Below are 17806 nucleotides of genomic sequence, written 5' to 3' on the forward strand. Positions count from 1 at the left end.
GCAATTGCCGAGATTAGCAACTCCCCCGCGCGCCGGAGCCCGGCCCCCGCGGCGGACAGGACCGCCGCGGGGTTCCACGTCAGCGGACGTCGATGTAGTCGTCGCGCGACTTCTGCCTGTCGAAGTTGCTCGTGCCGGGGAAGTAGGCGCGCCAGGTGCCGTCCCGCTTGGCCGTGAACGCCTTGCGGAAACGCCCGTCGCCGGCGGTCTTGGTCGAGCCCATGTACGACCAGGTCGTGGAGCCCTTGGGACGGAAGTAGACCCGCATCGTCTTGCCCGAGTACGAGGTGTAGCCGGTGCCCAGGTTGTTCACGCGGATGAGGCGCCCCGAGAGCGTGAGGGTCCGGCCCTTGCGGATCGGCTCGGGCGCGGCGTTGAAGCTCTGGACGGCGGTGTCGAACTTCTCGTACCAGTACTTCTCGCGGCTGCCGAGCGCCTTTCCGCTCTTGTCGTAGGCGACGACGCGGACCCGCCATTTGCCCAGGTCGTCGATGGTGGACGGGCAGCCCACGCCCCAGCCGACCTGCTGGCCCGGCAGGACGCGCTTGTAGACGGGCCAGATCTCCCCGTCGGGTTCGATCACGGTCGCCTTCGAATAGGCGACGCCGGACCCCTCGGTGCCCCAGGCCCACACGTCCATGGCGCAGGACTTGCTGTACTCGCCCTTGCCCACGGTGAGGGACTTCGGCACCTCGATGCGGAACACCAGCGCGGCGGCATCGGCCGTACCGGCGGCGGCTCCGACCAGCAGACCCCCGCCGGTCGCCAGCGCGGCGACCCCGGAGGCAAATCTGTGATATCTCGACATATCACCCCTCGTCATCGATCAGAACGATCATGCCAGTGAACGGCGGCGACTTCCACCGAATAGGCGGCGGGACACACCGGCGGGCGGCACCTCCCGCGTCCCGGCGCCGCCGATCGAGCCTGATTCGTGATCGGAGCCGGCGCGAGCCTGATGGATCATGAACGGCATGGCCCGGTACACGAAGGACGTCGAGCTCGAGCCGTTCCCCCGCGAGCTGCTGGACGAGGCCGTCCGCACCCTGATGGACGCGGCGGCCGACGTGCCCGTCAGCGAGCGCGGCATCGAGTTCGGGGACGAGGTCCTCGACACGGTGCGGCTCGTGGAGGGGCGGCACCTCGCGCCCGGCGCCCGGTACCGGATCGAGACGGGCGAAGGCGTCGCCGACGTGGGCATCGCGGCGTGGAACAAGGTCGGGGAGTCGCGGATCGACGTCACCGTCGAATCCGGCGGCCACAGCGTCGACCTCCAGGTGGTCCTGCGCATGGCGGGGACGCGGCTCCACACGGTGCGCGTCACCGGCGGCTACCAGGGGCCGAAGCCGTTCCGCGGGCTGCGGCGCGCGAAATGGGAGGGCGAACTGCTGGCCGAGGAATGGTGGTCGCCGGCCGGGGCGAAGGCGTCGTCCCCGCTCTCGCTGCGGGTCGTCCATCCGTTCGCGGGCGCCGGCGTGCGAATGGCGCGGCGCAAGGACAGGCGCGGACGCTGGGTCGTCAGGATCGCGGCACGGTACGGCGGGCGGTCACTGCTGCGTCCGGTGGCGGCGGTGGGCCTCGCGGTCATGCGCGGTCGTCTGAGGCCGGCCCTCGAGAAGGGCATCGCCGACGTCGCGTCCCAATGGAACGCCGTGGTGCCGGACGCGGCGAAGCACGGAATCCGGGAAAGGCTCGAATTCGAGCACCGGGTCGAACTCCCCGCCATGTCCCGGGAATGGGCCGAGGCATATGTGGCCGCCCTGCATCGCGGAATCACGGAGTCGCCCCTGAAGCGGGACCGGCTCGCCAAGAAATCCGACAAGGACTCCAAGGTGCGGCTTCTCAAGGGGAAGCACGCCGAGCCGGGTTCTCGGTACCGCGTCCTCCTGGGCCCGGACGACGAGGTCGACCCGCTCGACGTGAGCGTCACCGCGTGGGAGTTCGACGGGCGGAACCGCATCGAGTTCAGCAGCCCGGACGCCGTCCAGAAGGGATGGGTCGAGGTCGACAGCGCCCGCAGGCCCACCCTCGCCCGGGCCGCGCTGACCGGCGAGGTGGAGGGATTCACGCAGGTCGACTGCGAGGCCGAACTGGACCTTGGGCGCTGGTGGGCGGGCACCGGCGAGGACGCGGCCCTGACGGCGACCGCGAGCAACCCGCTGGGCACCGCGGACCTGGCGGTCAGGAGGGTTCCGACGGCGGACGGCGACTGGACGGCGCACATCACCGCCGGGGTCGAGGGACGCGGGTGGACGCGCCGGCTGGTCGCGGCGGGCGGGCTGCTGGCCGCGATCCCGATGGGCTACTCGTTCCGGCTGGGCGCCGACGGGGCCGCGCTGAACTGGTACGGCCTCGTGGCGGAGACGAAGGAGACCTCGCCGCAGGACGCTGCCGACGCCACGCTCCGCAAGCTCTTCGGACCCACGACCGGCTAGCGCCCGCCCTCGCCGGCCTTCACCCGGGTCAGGGGTTCTTGGGCTCCTCCTGCTGCTTGCCCTGCGGGTCGGTCATGCTCTCGTTCGCCGCGCCGATCGAGGTGACGTCGGTGACCTTCCACTCGCCGCCGCGCCGGACGAGCCGCATGTCCAGGTACGAGCCGAGCACGCGGCGGGTGCCCGCCGTGCTGTGGACCTCGGAGTCCAGGACGACGACGGCCTTGGCCGTCCCCTCCTCGATCTCCCCCAGGTAGACGGCCTGGACGGTCGCCGTCGCGTCCGCCTTCAGCTTGGTGATGACGCCCTCCAGCCCGCCGGTGAACGCCTCGTCATAGGTCTTGGCGAAGTCGTCGGACGCCAGCGAGAGCACGTGGTGCCGCGCGTCCTGCAGCTTCGTGTGGTCGTAGCTGAGCAGCGCCTGCCCGAACTCGGCGGCGCTGGCCCTGACCTGCCCGCGTTCGTCGTCGCGCTGCGCGGCCCGGTCGGCCTGGTGCCACTGGAGCCCGGCCGTGACGACGCACCCGACGAGCGCGACCGCGACCGTCCCGCGGACCAGCCACCCCTTGACCGGTACCCGCCGCCACGCCCGCCGGCCGGCCGCGGGCTCGGGCGCGGCCCTCTTCTCGACCTTCGCCTTCGCCGCCGCCTTCACCTTCAGGCCGGCCGCTTCCGGCTCGTCATCGCCGTCCGCCTCGGCGTCGACCACCTCGGCGTCGGCCGCCTCCGGCTCACCGCCGGCCGCCTCGGGCTCGGCGTCGGCAGGCTCGGGCCCGGCGTCGGCAGGCTCGGGCTTGACGTCTTCCGCCTCCGGCGTGCTGTCGACCGCCTCGGGCTCGGCACCGGCCGGGGCCGGCTGCTCGTCGGTGGCGTCCTCGGCCTTGGCGGCGTCCTTCGTGCGGGTGCCGGTCTTGCTCACGGGGGCCTCCAGGGGGCTATCGGGAACGGCGGCGCAGAGCGGCGCGGAGCGTGTTGAGGACGGCGGCGACGACGATGAGGCCGCCGAGCACCGGGGGCAGCAGGGGCAGCCAGCGGGAACCCGGGCGTTCCTCGTCGGCCTTCACCGGACGCAGATCGCCGTCCGGCGACGTGCCGGCGGGCTTCTCGGCCCCGGGCTTCCGGGCGGCGGTGCCGGGCGTGGGCTTGATCTTGCCCGCGGCCTTGGCCGCCTTCTGGTCCACGGGGCCGTTCGGCCCGCACAGGGTGATGTTCGGGATCTGCGGCTTGGGCGCCGGGGTCGTGTACTCGGTCGCCGCCCTGGCCGGGCCCGCCAGCGTGATGACGGGCGTGACCCGCAGGTACCGGCCGCTCGCGTCGACCGCGGTGGCGTCCGCGACGAGCGCCCGCAGCGTCGGGACGAGCCGCAGCACATGGTTGATCTTCTGCTGGTTGGCCGGGGTCATCAGCGGCTCGGTGGGCGTCGCGGCGGCGGTGAGCAGGCAGTCCAGGCCGGGGCGCGCGTCCTGGAGGAGCCCGTGCAGGTTCTTCATCGCGCCCGGCCCCTGGGCGAGGACGGTGTCGAGGTCGCGGCTCGACTGCCGGAGCGACGCGGTGAGCAGCGCGAGGTCGTTGACGCCGGACGCGATCTCGCCCCGGTGGGCGGTGAGCGTCGCGGTGAGCCGGGTGAGCTCGCCGGACAGCGCGTCCAGGGTGCCGGCGTCGGTGGCGAGGGTGCCGGTCAGCTGGTGCGCGTCGGAGATCATGTCGTGCAGGTCGTCGCCGCGTCCCCGCAGGCCGGTGGACAGTTCGTGGACGAGCGTCCGGGTGTCGCGCGGGTCGATGGCGTCGAGGGTGCGGCTGACGCCGTCGAACAGCTGCTTGTAGTCGGTCGTCCCGGCGGTGCGGCTGATCGGGATGTGGTCGCCCGCGGCGAGGCTCTCGGTCCCGGCGGGCGAGGACGCCGCCGGGGTCAGCTCGATGTACGGCTCGCCGATCGCGGACTTGCGCAGGACGCGCGCCCCGACGTCGGCCGGGACCCGGGCGTCCCGGTCGAGTTTCAGGCTGACGGCGACATGGTCGCCGCGCAGCCGCACGGCCCCGACCTGGCCGACGCGGACGCCCAGGTGGGTGACCTCCAGGTCGCCGTGCAGGCCGGGCGAGGTCGCGAAGTCGGCGGTGACGGTGTAGGGCCGTTCGAACGCGTCGACGTGGATCAGGCTGCGGACCGCCCAGACCACGAGGACGACGCCGAGCACGGCGAAGAAGACGAGGTTGACGGCGACGCGGGGAAATCTCATGGGCGCGGCCCCAGCAGTCCTTGGAGGTTCGTCCGCTTGGCGGCCATGCCGCCCGCGGCGTTGGTCGCGGCGGCGCCGGCCCTGTTCTTCCCGGTGGTCACGGCGGCGTTGGGGTGCGGCAGGAAGCCCTTGATCCACATGAACATGAGCGCCTGCCCGCTGTATGACACCGACGGGCCGTTCAGGAACTTCAGCACCGTCGCGGCGAGCGCCTTCAGCTCCTCGCGCCCGCGCAGGGCGGCGGCGAGCAGCTCGTCGGCCTGCTTGAGCAGGGCGCCGAGCCGGGCCGCGTGCCGCTGCTGCACCTTGGCGTTGACGGAGGTGGCGAGCTTGAGCAGCGCCTGGACGGTGCGCTTGAGGTTGTCCCTGTCCGCCTGGAGCCGCTGGGTGGCGAGCTGGACGTTCCCGGGCAGCGGTTCGAGGTTCTTCGCCCCCGCGTCCAGCGAGCGCCCGAGCCGGCCGAGGGAGTCGAGCGCGCGGCCGAGGTCGGCGCTCGCGGCGGCGTACTGGTCGCCGACCTTGCTCGCGCGGGCGATGAGCGTGTTGAGCTGCGGTCCCTTGCCGCCCACCGCGGTGGCGGACTCCGCGCTGATGGTGGCGAGGTCCTGGCCGCCGAGCGCGGCGAGCAGCGGGCCGATCTTGTCGCTGATCTGCTCCAGGTCGGGCTGGACGCTGGTGTCGCCGATCGTGGCGCCGACGGCCAGGAAGGGGCCGGTGTCCATGCGGTGCCCGGCGGGGAGGTTGAGCCGCACGTAGTTCTCGCCGAGCAGGGACGACTTGGCGATCGTCGCGGTGGTCCCGGCGGGGACGCGCTTGCGCAGCGACATGGTGACGCGGGCGCGGTAGCCGTCCAGCCGGATGCCGGTGACGCTGCCGACGCGGATGTCGGCGACCTGGACGCTGTGCCCGGCGACGAGGCTCTGCACGTCGTCGAACGTGGCGTGCAGCGTCACGTCGCCGCGCGGAGCGCCGATCGTCTGCAGCGAGCAGCCCGCGGTGAGGACGCAGGCGAGGACGAGTGCCACGAACGCTTTCATCGACGCCCTCCCGGCGGCGGCTGGCAGCTGGCGAGCGCCGGTTCGCCCTTGAGGCACGGGACGTTCCCCCAGCCCATCGCGGTGAACAGCGGCTGGAGCCATTGCCGCACGGTGCCGTGCACGACGAGCCGGATGGTGGCGACGTGGTTGCGGCGGTCCCACGCCTGGACCGCGACGTCGGCGAACCGGCCGAGGGAGTCGATGGCCTGGGTGAGCCCGCCGACGTTGCCCTTGAGGCTCAGCACGATGTTGGACAGGTCCGCGACCGTGGACGGCAGCTTCTCCCGGTACGCGGTGATCAGCACGTCGCTCTTGCGGATCGCCGCGGCGAGCCCGGCGACGAAGTCGCGCAGCCGGGTGCGCTCCTCGGCGAGGCTGCGGCTGGTGGTGGAGAAGGACCTCAGCAGGTCCGCCAGTTTGACGTCGCGCCCGTTGAGGTCGGCGGCCAGGCTGTGCAGGCCCTTCGCGAGCGAGGCGATCTTCTCGTCCTGCGCGGCGAGGTGGCCGGTCAGCTCGGAGGTGTTGTGCAGGGCGTCGTTGATGCCCGGTCCGCGTCCGCGCACCGACTCGGCGGCGCGGTGCATCGCCGGGCCGAGGGTGCCGGTGTCGATCGAGTCGTTGAGCTTGGCGAACGCGGCGAGCGCGTCGTCGATCTCCACCGGCAGCTCGGTGCGCTCCTGCGGGACGACCGCCCCGGCGGCGGCCCTCGGCATGCCCGGCTTCCACACCGGGTGCAGGGTGATGAACCGCTCGCCGAGCGCGTCGGACGAGTCGACGGCGGCGTGCACCCCGGCCGGGACGGGCACGGACCGCTTGACCTTGATCTGGACGCGCACGCGGTCGCGCTCGTCCTTGATGGAGGTGATGGTGCCCACGTCGGCGCCCATCACCTTCACCTGCGAGTCCTTGTAGAGGGACGGCGCCTTCGCGAAGTACACCGTCATCGGGTACGTCGGCCCGGAGCCGATCGCGCAGCCGCCGAGCGTCGCGGTCAGCGCGAGCACGGTGGCCGCCGCGGCGGGACGTCTCATCGCCGTGCCTCCTTCGGCGCGATGCGGGCGAGGTCGGCGAGGTCCTTCGGTGACAACGGGCCGAGCCCGGTCGCGACGACGTCGAGCCAGGGCCCCCGCCCGCCGGCGCCGGACATGCCGGACAGCGTGGGGCCCGCCCAGGCGAGCAGCCGGTTGAAGTCGCCGGTCGCGGGACGGAGGGTGCCGAGGGTTCCGCGCAGGTCGGCGACGAGGGTCAGGAGTTTCGCCTGCCGGTCGTCGATGAGCCTGGTGATGGTCTTGACGGTCCGGTCGCCGCTGCCGAGGAACGCCGCCAGCTCGGCGCGGCGCTGGCGCAGCTCGTCCAGCATGACCTGGACGTTGCCGAGCAGGCGGGTCAGCTCCTCGTCCTTGGCGCGGGCGAGCTGGAGGATGCGGTCGCCGCTGTCGAGGAGCTTGTTGATCTGCGGGTCGGCCTCGTTGACCGTCTCGGCGAGGCGCGCCAGGTTCGTCAGGGAGCGGCCGAGCCGGCCCTGGTCGTCGTCGCTGAGCCCGTTCAGCTCCGACACGATCTTGTTGATGGCCTTGGTGTCCAGCTTGGAGACGGTGCGGGTGGTGACGTCCAGCACGTCGTTGATCGTCGTCGGCACCTGGGTGCGGGCGAGCGGGATGCGGCGCCGGTCCTCGGGCAGGTCGTCCAGGTGCGGGGAGGCGACCGGGCCGGACAGCCGCAGGTACCGCCCGCCCAGCACGTTCTCCACCTTGATCTCGGCGCGGGTGTTCGGGCCGAGGGCGACGTCGCCGTCGACCTTCCAGGTGACGACCACGTACCCCTTCTGGTGGTCGGGTCGGACGGAGCCGATCTCGCCGACCTGGACGCCCGCGACCCGCACCTCGTCGCCGGAGCGCAGGCCGCCCGTCGCGGCGAACACCCCGGTGACGGTGTAGCGGTCCTTGAACAGCCCGCGCGTCCCGACCAGGTACACGGCGACGAGCAGCACGATGAGCGTGCCCGCCGACACCAGGCCGACCGTGATCCGGTTGCGGTCGCGGAAGGATCTCAGCGCCATGTCTTCCCCCCGACGATCAGGTTCTCCAGCTCCTTCGACGTGTCGACCTTGGCGGAGCCCTCGCGCGGGCCCGGCAGTCGCGTCGGGTAGGGGCAGGGCGGCGCCGCCAGCGTCAGGCAGGGGATCGCCACCTCCCCGTACTGGCCGTTGTCGAAGGCGGCGAAGATGTGCCGGAGCTTCGGCGTCACCGACTTCAGCACGTCCGCGAGCGTGCCGCCGTTGCGGTTCACCCCGGCCGTGAACGCGGTGAGCCGGTCCACGACCAGGCCGAGCTCGCGTTCGTTGCCCGCGAGCAGCTGGTCGGACGTCCGCGCGAGGGCGGCGAGCTGGACGAGCGTGCCGTCGATCAGCTTCCGGTTGCCGGTGAACGCGTCGCTGAGGCTGACCAGGTCGTCGACGGCGGAGCCGATCTGCTTGTCGCGGCGGGCGATGATCCCGGTGACGGTCGCGTAGTCGTCCAGCATCTGCCGCAGCGTGGCGCGGCGCTTGGCGATCGTCGCCGACAGCACGTCGATGTCGGCGATCAGCCGGTCGATGTTCTGGGCGTTCCCGTCGAGCGCCTCGGCCAGCGACACCAGCACGGTGTTGACCTGCTTGGGGTCCAGGCTGCGGACGAGCGGCCCGAGCTGGTCCAGCAGGGCGCTGCTGTCGGCCGCCGCCCGGGTCCTGGTGATGTGCGCGCCGTCCCGCATCTTCGCGGTGCTCTTGCCGGGCATCAGGTAGACGACGCGCTGCCCCATGGCGTCGCGCCACCGGATCGCCGCCTCGCTGTCGGCGGGGACCCGGACCGAGTCGCGGACGGTGAACCCGACGCGCGCCTTGCCGTCCACCACCTTCACCTCGTCGACGCGGCCGACCGGCGCCCCGGCGATCTTCACCTGGTCGCCCTTCCGCAGGCCGCTGGCGTCGTCGAAGGTCGCGGTCGCGTGCCAGCCGCCCGCGGTGTCCACCCGGGCGATCTGCATCCCGATGACCAGGGTGAGCAGGCCGGTGGCGGCGACGAACGACGTGAGCCGGACGAGGAGGCCGATGCGCTCGCGCCGCAGCGCGTTGGAGGACGCCATGTCACCGCCCTCCCTGCGCGGGCGCGCCGGTGCCGTAGGGCCCGCAGAGCCCGAGGATCAGCGCGCACGGGTCGGTCGGGAGCAGGCCCTGGGTCCGCATGTAGTTCTTGCCGCCGGTCCCCTTCAACGAGGTCAGCTCGCCGTAGAGGGGCAGCAGGCCGTTCGCGGTCCGGACGGTGCCGCCGAGCAGCCCGAGCTGGGAGTAGATGATGCGGGCGGTGCGCTCGGACGACCGGAACGCCTGGCCGAGCTGCCCGCCGCGCTTGTCGAACCCGTGCGAGACCAGCAGCGACACGTCTGAGAGCCCGTCGGCGAACCCGGCGAGCCGGCCGTTGCCGCGGGCCGCCGCGCCGATCAGCGCGTTGGCGTCCCCGGAGATGGCCGTGATCTCGTCGCCCTTGTCCCGCAGCGCGCCGGTCAGGTCGGCGGCGTCGCCGACGAACGTGCGGGCGTTGCGGCGGTTCTTGTAGGCGACGTCCAGCAGGATGCCGGTCTGGTCGATGGTCTGCCGCAGCCGCGCGCCCTGCCCGTGCAGGCCGACCGCGACCGTGTGCACGATCGTCCCGGCCTCCTCCGCGTCGATGGCGCCGAGGCCGGCGTCGGCGCGGGCGAGCAGGTCCGACAGGTCGCTCGGGTCGGACGTGTGCGCGATCCGGGCGCCCGACGCCAGGTAGGGGCCGGTGTCGGCGTGCGCGCCGGGGACGAGCGCGACGTACTTCGGGCCGAACGCCGACGCGGGCTCGATGGACGCGGTGACCGAGTCGGGGACCCGCGTCCCGGGGTCGAGCCGGAGGCTGATCCTGGCGCGTCCGGCGCCGGTCAGCTCCACCCCGGAGACGGAGCCGACCGTCACGCCGCGGACCTTCACGGGCGTGCCGGAGCCGAGGCCCTGCCCGGCGCGCCCGAACTCGGCGGTCAGCACCGTCCCGGAGTCCCGCCACGGCGGGGCGATCAGCACGTACAGCAGCCCCGCCGTGATCGCCAGCGTCAGCGCGCTGATCAGCAGCCGGCGGGGCAGCGAGATCTCCTCGTTGATCATCCAGTGAGCCTCACGGTCGCGCCGTTGCCCCAGAACACGTAGGACAGCAGCAGGTTCAGGACGACGATCACGATGATGGACAGCCGGATCGCGCGGCCGGCCGCGCGGCCCACCCCGGCCGGTCCGCCGGTCGCGTAGAAGCCGTAGTAGCAGTGGATGGTGATCACCGCGAAGGCGAACACCCCGACCTTGATCGCGCTGTACACGAGGTCGATGGTCGGCAGGTAGAGCCGGAAGTAGTAGTCGTAGACGCCGGGCGCCAGGTCGAAGAAGCTCGTGCTGATCAGCCGGGTCGCGAAGAAGCTGGCGAACAGCGCGATCAGGTAGAGCGGGACGAGCGCGATCAGCGCGGCGACGACGCGGGTGCACACCAGGTAGGCGAACGACCCGATGCCCATGACCTCCAGGGCGTCGATCTCCTCGGAGATGCGCATCGCGCCGAGTTCGGCGGTGAACGCCGACCCGCACTGCGCGGCCAGCGCGACCGCGGCGATCACGGGGGTGATCTCGCGGACGTTCGCGAACGACCCGACGAGGCCCATGAACGACTGCGCGCCGATCGACTGGAGCCCGGTGTAGCCCTGGAGCCCCACCTCGGTGCCGACGAAGAACGCCATCGTGAAGATCACGAAGATCATGCCGCCGCCGACGACGCTGGCGCCGACGCCGACCACCACGTCCGACACGTGCCGGGCGATGGTCTTGGTGTACTTGCGGCGCACGATCAGGTCGCGCACCGAGTACAGCAGGATCCGGTAGACGAACACCGGCCACTGGGCGAGGTCTCCGGAGCGCCGCAGCGCCGCCGCCCCGGCCTGGGCCGCGCGCGGCGCGACCCTCTCCATCACGGGCAGGCTCGCCATCAGATCCTCGGCGGGAACGCGACGAAGTACACCGTCGTGATCACGTAGTTGAGTGCGAACACCAGCAGGAACGCGACGACGATGGCGCGGTTGACCGCGCGCCCGACCCCCACCGGGCTGGCCGCGCAGTTCATCCCCATGTAGCAGGCGACCACCGCGGCGATCACCCCGAACAGCCAGGACTTCAGCAGCGTCACCAGCAGGTCGGAGGTCTGCAGCAGCGACACGGCGCCGTCGAAGTAGGCGCCCGGCGTGACGTCCTGGAGCAGGACGTTGAACACGAAGCCGCCGGTCGCCCCGGACACGATGACCAGGGAGGCGAGCAGCGTCGAGACGAGGCTCGCCGCCCACAGCCGGGGCGTGACGAGCCGGTGGATGGGGTTGACCGCCATCGCCTCCATCGCCGACAGCTCGTCCCGGATGCGGCGGGCGCCCATGTCGGCGGTCATCGCCGACCCGCCCGCCCCCGCGATGATCAGCGCGGCGGCGATCGGCGCGACCTCGCGCACCAGCCCGACCACGACCGCGCCGCCGGTCGCGGACTGGGCGCCGAGTTGCGCGGCGAGCTGCCCCACCTGGAGCGCGACGGTCGCGCCGAGCGGCAGCGACACGAGGATCACGGGGATGCTGGTCACCCGGGCGAGGAACCACGCCTGTTCGGCGAACTCCCATGCCCAGGTTCGGACGTCCCACGTCCGGCGGACGGCCTCCAGCGCGATGACGAACAGCTCGCCGACCTCGCCGAGCAGGCCGTGCACGCGGCGCGGGACCTGGATCGCGGACACGGGTCGCTCTCCTCTTCGTTCGGGTCGTGCTCCGGTCGGACCGGGCTTCGTTCGTCCCGGTCGGCCCCGCGTGCGTCTGGCGCGAAGACGTGGATCACGCGGGGCCGCCGGTGCTCGGGGTGGGTGTGCGTCTCGTGGGAGTGGTGGGGCGTCTCCCGTGCACACGGCACACTAGAACACTTATTGACGGACTGGCAATAGCTTATTGGCGCTACGCCAATAAGACGCCGCCCGGGGCCGCGCCCGAAGCGGCGCCCGGCCTCCCGAGAGCGCACCGCGTCCGGATCTCGCGGCCCCGGGCGGGCGCGGCCTACGCCGGGGCGGGCCTGCCAAGGCGGGCCCGCACCGGGGCGGGCCCGCCTGCCGCTAGAACGCGCCCGTCACCAGCGGTCGATGTGAAGGACCTCGTCGAGGGGGACGCGCGCGGCCGGACGGAACGTCTCGCCGGTGTAGTAGGCGGTCGGGAGCAGCGCGCCCTGCCGGACGTCCTCGGGCAGGCCGAGCAGTTCCGCGACCTCCCGCTCGTACACCAGGTGCAGGGACGTCCAGGCGGTGCCGAGCCCGCGGGCGCGGGCGGCGAGCGCGTAACTCCAGGCGGCGGGCAGCAGCGAGCCCCAGATCCCCGCCTGGTTGCCGCCCGGCAGCTTCCCGCCCTCCACCCGCAGGCACGGGATCACCAGCACGGGCACGTCGCCCATCCGCTCGGCCAGGTAGGCGGCGCTGTCGCCGACGCGGCGCTGCACCTCGGCGCGGTCCGGGTCGTCCTTGTAGAGGCCGGCGGCCGACTCCTTCGACGCGGCGTACAGGTCGAACGCGCGCCGGTAGTGCTCGCCGATCGCCGCGCGCCGCTCGGGATCGGTGACGACGATCCACTGCCAGCCCTGCCGGTTGCTGCCGCTCGGCGCCTGGAGGGCGATCTCCAGGCATTCGCGGACGAGGTCCATCGGCACGGGGCGGTCGAGGTCGAGGCGCTTGCGCACGGTGCGGGTCGTGGTCAGCAGTTCGTCCGGGCTCAGTGGCGGTGTCGTCATGTGCCCATCGTGCCCTCGCGCTCGGTCCGCCTCGATCACCGGGTTCAGGAAGACGTCGTTGGCCTGCCGCGGAGTGAGGTCGGTGCGGCCGGGTCTCTTCGGCGTACCGCAAACGGGAGCGGAACTCCCAACCTATTTCACGGCAAATAGCCGTTTCAGGGAAGACTTGGGTTTTTGCGATGCGCTTGAGGTGGGAGCGACTACTCTGTCGGAATGGTTGCCACTTCAGGGGTTTCCTCCGCTACGTCCAGGCTTGGGTGGCTTGACGCGCTGCGGGGCGGGGCGGCCCTGGCGGTGGCGCTGCACCACGCGAGTTACGTGTACCTCCCCCGCCTGCGGGTGTGGCTGACCGACTGGTTCGATCCCGGCCTGTTCGGGGTGCTCGTCTTCTTCCTCGTCAGCGGATACATCGTCCCGGCGTCGCTGGAGCGGCGGGGCAGCGTGCGCGGCTTCTGGATCGGCCGCTTCTTCCGCATCTACCCGCTGCTCGCGGTGACCTGCCTGCTCGCGGTGCTGCCGTTCCTGCTCGGCGTGCTCGGGCTGCGCGCCGGGCTGGAGCGCTACTCCCCCGCGACCGCCGTGCTGGCCCACATGACGATGCTGCAGGACCTCCTGAACGTCCCGAACGCGATGAACGTGCTGTGGACGCTGTCCTACGAGATGGCCTTCTACCTGCTGATCGTCGCGCTGTTCGTGGTGGGCGGGCACCGCCGGTCGGCGCCCGCCGCCGTCGTCCTCACGGTGGTCGCGCTGGTCGCGGTCACGCTCACCTCGGGCGGGCTGCTGACGGGCGCGTACGCGCCGGCGGCCCTGCTCTCCCGGACGGCCGGGACCGGCCCGGTCGTCGCGGTGACCACCGCGGCCGTGGTGGTGGCGATCGCGGCGGCGGTGTCCCGGCGTCCCGCGCCCCGGATCGCGGGCGGGCTCCTCGGCGGGCTCCTCGCCCTCGTGCTGGTCTCGGCGAACGGACGGATCAGCGCCTGGGAGGGCCTCATCATGCTCGCGACCATGTTCGCGGGCACCGCCGTCCACCGCGCCGAGCGCGGCCAGATCACCTGGCGGGCGGGCGCGGCGGCGGGCGGCGTGGTCCTCGCCGGCGCGCTCGCCGCCGGGATCTGGCACGCGGCCCCCTACGGGCGCAACGCCCAGCTGGTCTGGTGCGGCGCGGTGGTGGCGGCGGCCCTGACGTTCGCGGTCGCGTGGCGGCTGCGGCATCGGCGGTTCCCCGCGTGGGCCACCGGACTCGGCACCATCAGCTTCTCGCTCTACCTGCTGCATCCGCTGCTGCTGATGGTCGCCGCGCAGTTCCTCGGCGCGTCCGGACGCGAGGACGCGGCGGGCCTGGCCGTCTTCCTGGTGGTGCTCGTCGGCGCCAGCTGGGCGTCGCAGCGCTGGATCGAGGCGCCCGCGCAGCGCCTGGGCCGCCGCTTCACCGGCTCTCCCGCACCCGCGACCGCCCCGCGACCGCAGGTCGTTACGCCGTGAATTTACCCGTGTGCATTGCTTCGCCCATTCCTGTCGCCATGACGCGGCGAGCATTCAGCTTGAGGAAATAGTCGTCCGGCACAACACCTGAGTCCGGGTTTTCCCGCCAATGTGCCCGGCACCCTCGGCTCATGGCGGGACGGCCTGCTCGGCGTGATCACCCTCCGCCTCCGGGTCGCGGTGGCGGAGGGCGGCCGTAGCCGGGAGGCGCGCTCGACGCGGGTCACGCGTCCTGGACGTCCCGGGTCGGACGGGGCAGGAGCGGGACGAGGGCCGTCCCGGCGACGGTGATGACGGCGGCGACGAGGAACGCGGTGGAGTAGCCGTCCACCAGGTCGGGGCCCGCGGCGGCGGCGCCGAGGACGGCGAGGCCGATCGCCCCGCCGATCACGCGGGAGGTGTTGACGACGCCCGCCACGGCGCCCGCCTCGGAGTCGTCCGTGCCGCTCGTCGAGACCTCCACCAGCGGCGTCATGAGGAGCCCGAAGCCGAACGCCATGATCGCGCCGGGTCCGAGGATCGAGCCGAGGAAGGTTCCACCGGCGTCCAGCACGACGCTCTGCCACGCGAACCCCGCGGCGGCCATGAGACCGCCGGCAGCGGCCAGGAGGCGGGCGTCCATGCGCGCCATGAGGGCGGGGGCGAGCCGTGAGCCGATGATGATCCCGGCGGTGTGCGGGAGGAACGACAGGCCCGTCCGGACGGCGCTCCAGTGCAGGACGTTCTGCATGTAGAGCGACAGGAAGTACCAGAGCGCGAAACCGCCCATCGTCATGACGAGCGTGGCGAGGTTGCCGGCGGCCACGCTGCGCAGCCGGAAGATCCGCAGCTGGACGAGCGGCTGCCGCGTCCGCGCCTCGACCGCGACGAACAGGCCGAGCAGCGCGAGCCCGGCGGCCAGCGGGATCAGGGACGTCCAGCCGTGGTCCCCGGTCCGCCCGATGCCGAAGGCGAGCAGGCCCATGCCGGCGGTGACGAGGACGGCGCCCGGCACGTCGAGGCGGGCGCGCGCCCCGGTGTCGCTCCCGTCCCGCAGCCAGCGGGCGGCGACCACGGCGACCAGGACGCCGACCGGCACGTTGATCAGCAGGACCCAGCGCCAGCCCAGGTAGTCCGTCAGCAGCCCGCCGACGAGTCCGCCGGTGGCGCCGCCCGCGGTGCCGACGGCCGTCCACATGGCGATCGCCTTCGTCCGCGCGGGCCCGGCCGGGAACGTCGCGGTGACCAGCGACAGCGTGACCGGCGCGAGGATCGCCGAGCCCAGCCCCTGCACGGCGCGGGCGCCGACCAGCATGGCGCCGTCCTGCGCGAACCCGCCCGCGAGGCTCGCGGCGACGACCAGGCCGACGCCCGTCAGGAACACGCTCTTGCGTCCGTAGAGGTCGGCGGCGCGCCCGCCCAGCAGCAGGAACCCGGCGAACGTCAGCGAGTAGGCGTTGACGACCCATTGCAGGCCGGTGGAGCCGAGGCCGAGGCCCTCGCGCATGTGCGGCAGCGCGACGTTGACGACGGAGATGTCCAGGACGACGAGGAACTGGCCGATGGACGCGGCGAGCAGCGCGGCCCAGCCCGGCGTCCTCCCGGCCCGGCGGCCCGTCTCCCCGCCGGCGAGGTCGATGGTGGTCATGACGTTCATGCTGCCCTCGTCCCGGTTCGTCCGCGTCGGGCAACGGGACGAGACGACCACGTCCGATCGGCCTAGGACCCGGGGGCAGAAGGTGTGAATCGGGATCAGCCGGAAAGAACAGGACGCACGGCGTAGAGACCATGGGGACTTCATGCTCGATCCGGACGACGAGGAGGCGCTGGAACGGCGCGTCGGCGACGCCCGGACGGTGCGGGAAATCTTCGAGGCGATCCCCGCCGCCCTCGTCGCCACGTCCGGTCCCGAGCACACGATCGTGGCCGCGAACGCCGCCTACCGGGCGCTGCTCGGCCGGGAGGACTTCCTCGGCCGCGAGGTCCGCGACGTGGTGCCCGAGGCGGTCGGGCAGCATCTGCTCGGCGCGCTCGACCGTCCCTTCACCACGGGGCGGCCGGAGCTCGTCAAGGAGTGGCGCGTCCAGCTCGACCGGGACGGCGAACCCGGCCCCGACGACCTCTACGTCGACTGCGTCATCGTGCCGCGCCGGGCCGCGGACGGCACCGTGACGGGCCTCGCCGCCATCGTCCACGACGTCACCGAGCGGGTCCGGGACCGCCAGTCCGCGCAGCGGCGCGCGAGCGGGACGGAGCGGCGGTACGCGGAGGCCCGCGACATCGACGTGCTCCAGCGGCAGCTCCTGCCGCCTGGCCTGCCGATCCAGCCCGGCCTGGAGATCGGCGGCAGCTACCTGCTCGCCGACGCCGAGGACGCCGCCGGCGGCGACTGGTTCGACGCGATCCCGCTGCCGGACGGCCGCACGGCCCTGGTCATCGGGGACGTCGTCGGGCACGGCGTCGCGGCGTCGGCGGCGATGGGGCAGCTCCGGGCCGTCCTGGAGGACCGCCTCGACCACGGCGGCGACATCGGGGAGGCGCTCGCCGCCGTCGACCGGCTGGCGGGGCGCCTCCCCGCGGCCCGCGCGGCCACGCTGTGCGTCGCGGCCGTCGACCCGGCGGACGGGCGGGTGGCGTACTGCACGGCCGGGCATCCGCCGCCGCTGCTGATCCCGTCCGGCGGCCACGCCCGCTACCTGCCCTCGTCCGGCGGCGGGCCGCTCGGCACCGGTTCGCGGTACGCGCTCGCCCATGACCGGCTGGAGCTCGGCGACCACCTCCTCCTCTACAGCGACGGCATCATCGAGCGTCCGGGCCTCGACGTCCCGGCGAGCACCGTCGAGTTCGCCCAGGTCGCCACGGACGTCGCCGCCGGCCGGGCACTGCGCGAGGAATGGCTCGCGGCCGTCGACCGGCTGACGACGCAGACGCTGGAGCTGCTCGTCCGGGTGACGGGCCACGCCGACGACATCACCCTGCTGGCCGCGCAGCGGACCGCACCGCCGGCCCCCTTCAGCCTCGGCGTGCCGGCCCGGGCGGAGGCGATCCCCTCCATTCGCAAGGCCCTGGACGAATGGCTCTACGACCTCGGGGCCCGCGCGGAGGAGGTCATCCTCGTCCGGCACGCGGCCGGCGAGCTCATCACCAACGCCGTCGAGCACGCCTACGGCCCGTCCACCGGCGAGGTGCGGGTGCGGGCGCGGTGCACCGGCCGCGGCTCCGTCGAGGTCGAGGTCACCGACGACGGCCGCTGGAGCGACCACACCGCCGACCCGGACCGCCTCGACCGCGGCCGGGGCCTCGCCATGGCCCGCGACTTCGCCGACGACCTGCGCATCGAGACCGGGCCGGCGGGGACGACGGCGACCGTCCGGCAGCGCATGACCCGGCCGGCGCGGCTGCTGTCCACCGCCGACGTCACCCCGTCGCCCGCCCCGCCCGCGCCGGAGTTCCCGGAACTGATGCTCATCCTCGACCAGCCGTCGGGCGGGCCGCCGCGCATCCGCGTGGACGGCTCCGTCGACGCCACCACCGCCGCGCAACTGCGCGAGGAACTCCAGATGCGCACCCACGGCGGCACGACCCCGCTCACCGTCGACCTGACCGGCGTCACCCACCTGGCCAGCGCCGGCGTGGCCGTCCTCTACGAGGCCGTCACCCGCACCGGCGCCCCGGGCCGTCCCCTGCTGCTGTACGCCCCGGCGGGCGGCCCCGCCCAGCACGTCCTCTCCGTCGTGGCCCTCCCCCACACCACCATCGACCCCGGCTGACGGGCGAAGGCCCCAACGTGTCCTG

General features: G+C 73.1%; 15 protein-coding genes. 3 read left to right on the top strand and 12 right to left on the bottom strand.

Annotated elements, in window-relative coordinates:
* Positions 1-79 precede the first annotated feature (79 nt).
* Positions 80-808 (bottom strand): hypothetical protein, encoded by a 729-nt coding sequence (locus SM611_RS04880; RefSeq protein ID WP_371947595.1) that lies wholly within the window; start codon positions 806-808, stop codon positions 80-82.
* Positions 809-974: 166 nt separating this feature from the next.
* Between SM611_RS04880 and SM611_RS04885 the strand changes: the two genes are divergently transcribed.
* Positions 975-2435 carry a hypothetical protein gene (locus SM611_RS04885; protein WP_371947596.1) on the top strand — a complete coding sequence of 487 codons (1461 nt, stop codon included), beginning with the start codon at positions 975-977 and terminating at the stop codon, positions 2433-2435.
* Positions 2436-2463: 28 nt separating this feature from the next.
* Here SM611_RS04885 and SM611_RS04890 read toward each other — a convergent pair whose 3' ends face one another.
* The 10 genes from SM611_RS04890 to SM611_RS04935 all read right to left on the bottom strand — a co-directional run bounded on the left by SM611_RS04890 (position 2464) and on the right by SM611_RS04935 (position 12547).
* A complete protein-coding gene (locus SM611_RS04890) occupies positions 2464-3351 on the bottom strand; it encodes a hypothetical protein (RefSeq protein ID WP_371947597.1) in 888 nt (295 codons plus the stop codon).
* Positions 3352-3367: 16 nt separating this feature from the next.
* Positions 3368-4669, bottom strand: coding sequence for an MCE family protein (locus SM611_RS04895; protein ID WP_371947598.1), 1302 nt, complete (start codon positions 4667-4669; stop codon positions 3368-3370).
* Complete coding sequence (locus SM611_RS04900) at positions 4666-5706, bottom strand: MlaD family protein (RefSeq protein ID WP_371947599.1); 1041 nt, start codon at positions 5704-5706, stop codon at positions 4666-4668. Before SM611_RS04900 ends, SM611_RS04895 begins: the two co-directional genes overlap by 4 nt.
* Complete coding sequence (locus SM611_RS04905; RefSeq protein ID WP_371947600.1) at positions 5703-6737, bottom strand: MCE family protein; 1035 nt, start codon at positions 6735-6737, stop codon at positions 5703-5705. Before SM611_RS04905 ends, SM611_RS04900 begins: the two co-directional genes overlap by 4 nt.
* Positions 6734-7765: an MCE family protein gene (locus SM611_RS04910; RefSeq protein ID WP_371947601.1), complete on the bottom strand. Its 1032-nt coding sequence runs from the start codon at positions 7763-7765 to the stop codon at positions 6734-6736. The genes SM611_RS04905 and SM611_RS04910 overlap by 4 nt, the downstream gene beginning before the upstream one ends.
* Positions 7756-8829 carry an MCE family protein gene (locus SM611_RS04915; protein WP_371947602.1) on the bottom strand — a complete coding sequence of 358 codons (1074 nt, stop codon included), beginning with the start codon at positions 8827-8829 and terminating at the stop codon, positions 7756-7758. The genes SM611_RS04910 and SM611_RS04915 overlap by 10 nt, the downstream gene beginning before the upstream one ends.
* A gap of 1 nt (position 8830) precedes the next feature.
* Positions 8831-9868: an MlaD family protein gene (locus SM611_RS04920; RefSeq protein ID WP_371947603.1), complete on the bottom strand. Its 1038-nt coding sequence runs from the start codon at positions 9866-9868 to the stop codon at positions 8831-8833.
* Positions 9865-10731 (bottom strand): ABC transporter permease, encoded by an 867-nt coding sequence (locus SM611_RS04925; RefSeq protein WP_371947604.1) that lies wholly within the window; start codon positions 10729-10731, stop codon positions 9865-9867. The genes SM611_RS04920 and SM611_RS04925 overlap by 4 nt, the downstream gene beginning before the upstream one ends.
* Complete coding sequence (locus tag SM611_RS04930) at positions 10731-11516, bottom strand: MlaE family ABC transporter permease (RefSeq protein ID WP_371947605.1); 786 nt, start codon at positions 11514-11516, stop codon at positions 10731-10733. The genes SM611_RS04925 and SM611_RS04930 overlap by 1 nt, the downstream gene beginning before the upstream one ends.
* A 380-nt stretch (positions 11517-11896) precedes the next feature.
* On the bottom strand, positions 11897-12547 hold the full coding sequence (locus SM611_RS04935) for a nitroreductase family protein (protein WP_371947606.1): 651 nt from the start codon (positions 12545-12547) through the stop codon (positions 11897-11899).
* Between the two features lie 213 nt (positions 12548-12760).
* On the opposite strand from SM611_RS04935, the gene SM611_RS04940 reads away from it, so the two are divergent.
* The gene (locus SM611_RS04940) at positions 12761-14032 is read left to right on the top strand and encodes an acyltransferase family protein (protein WP_371947607.1); all 1272 of its coding nucleotides are present in this window, start codon (positions 12761-12763) and stop codon (positions 14030-14032) included.
* Between the two features lie 223 nt (positions 14033-14255).
* Here SM611_RS04940 and SM611_RS04945 read toward each other — a convergent pair whose 3' ends face one another.
* Positions 14256-15659, bottom strand: a complete 1404-nt coding sequence (locus tag SM611_RS04945) for an MFS transporter (protein WP_371947608.1) — start codon at positions 15657-15659, stop codon at positions 14256-14258.
* Positions 15660-15810: 151 nt separating this feature from the next.
* Between SM611_RS04945 and SM611_RS04950 the strand changes: the two genes are divergently transcribed.
* Positions 15811-17781, top strand: a complete 1971-nt coding sequence (locus tag SM611_RS04950; protein WP_371947609.1) for a SpoIIE family protein phosphatase — start codon at positions 15811-15813, stop codon at positions 17779-17781.
* Positions 17782-17806: the final 25 nt, after the last annotated feature.

This window comes from Actinomadura monticuli, assembly GCF_041463655.1.
Classification (GTDB): Bacteria; Actinomycetota; Actinomycetes; order Streptosporangiales; family Streptosporangiaceae; genus Spirillospora; species Spirillospora monticuli.

What these genes read in the sequence shown, in the direction of transcription:
- SM611_RS04880 (WP_371947595.1), bottom strand. Translation starts at nt 808, where the DNA reads ATGTCGAGATATCACAGATTTGCCTCCGGGGTCGCCGCGCTGGCGACC.
- SM611_RS04885 (WP_371947596.1), top strand. Translation starts at nt 975, where the DNA reads ATGGCCCGGTACACGAAGGACGTCGAGCTCGAGCCGTTCCCCCGCGAG.
- SM611_RS04895 (WP_371947598.1), bottom strand. Translation starts at nt 4,669, where the DNA reads ATGAGATTTCCCCGCGTCGCCGTCAACCTCGTCTTCTTCGCCGTGCTC.
- SM611_RS04900 (WP_371947599.1), bottom strand. Translation starts at nt 5,706, where the DNA reads ATGAAAGCGTTCGTGGCACTCGTCCTCGCCTGCGTCCTCACCGCGGGC.
- SM611_RS04905 (WP_371947600.1), bottom strand. Translation starts at nt 6,737, where the DNA reads ATGAGACGTCCCGCCGCGGCGGCCACCGTGCTCGCGCTGACCGCGACG.
- SM611_RS04910 (WP_371947601.1), bottom strand. Translation starts at nt 7,765, where the DNA reads ATGGCGCTGAGATCCTTCCGCGACCGCAACCGGATCACGGTCGGCCTG.
- SM611_RS04915 (WP_371947602.1), bottom strand. Translation starts at nt 8,829, where the DNA reads ATGGCGTCCTCCAACGCGCTGCGGCGCGAGCGCATCGGCCTCCTCGTC.
- SM611_RS04920 (WP_371947603.1), bottom strand. Translation starts at nt 9,868, where the DNA reads ATGATCAACGAGGAGATCTCGCTGCCCCGCCGGCTGCTGATCAGCGCG.
- SM611_RS04925 (WP_371947604.1), bottom strand. Translation starts at nt 10,731, where the DNA reads ATGGCGAGCCTGCCCGTGATGGAGAGGGTCGCGCCGCGCGCGGCCCAG.
- SM611_RS04935 (WP_371947606.1), bottom strand. Translation starts at nt 12,547, where the DNA reads ATGACGACACCGCCACTGAGCCCGGACGAACTGCTGACCACGACCCGC.
- SM611_RS04940 (WP_371947607.1), top strand. Translation starts at nt 12,761, where the DNA reads ATGGTTGCCACTTCAGGGGTTTCCTCCGCTACGTCCAGGCTTGGGTGG.
- SM611_RS04945 (WP_371947608.1), bottom strand. Translation starts at nt 15,659, where the DNA reads ATGACCACCATCGACCTCGCCGGCGGGGAGACGGGCCGCCGGGCCGGG.
- SM611_RS04950 (WP_371947609.1), top strand. Translation starts at nt 15,811, where the DNA reads ATGCTCGATCCGGACGACGAGGAGGCGCTGGAACGGCGCGTCGGCGAC.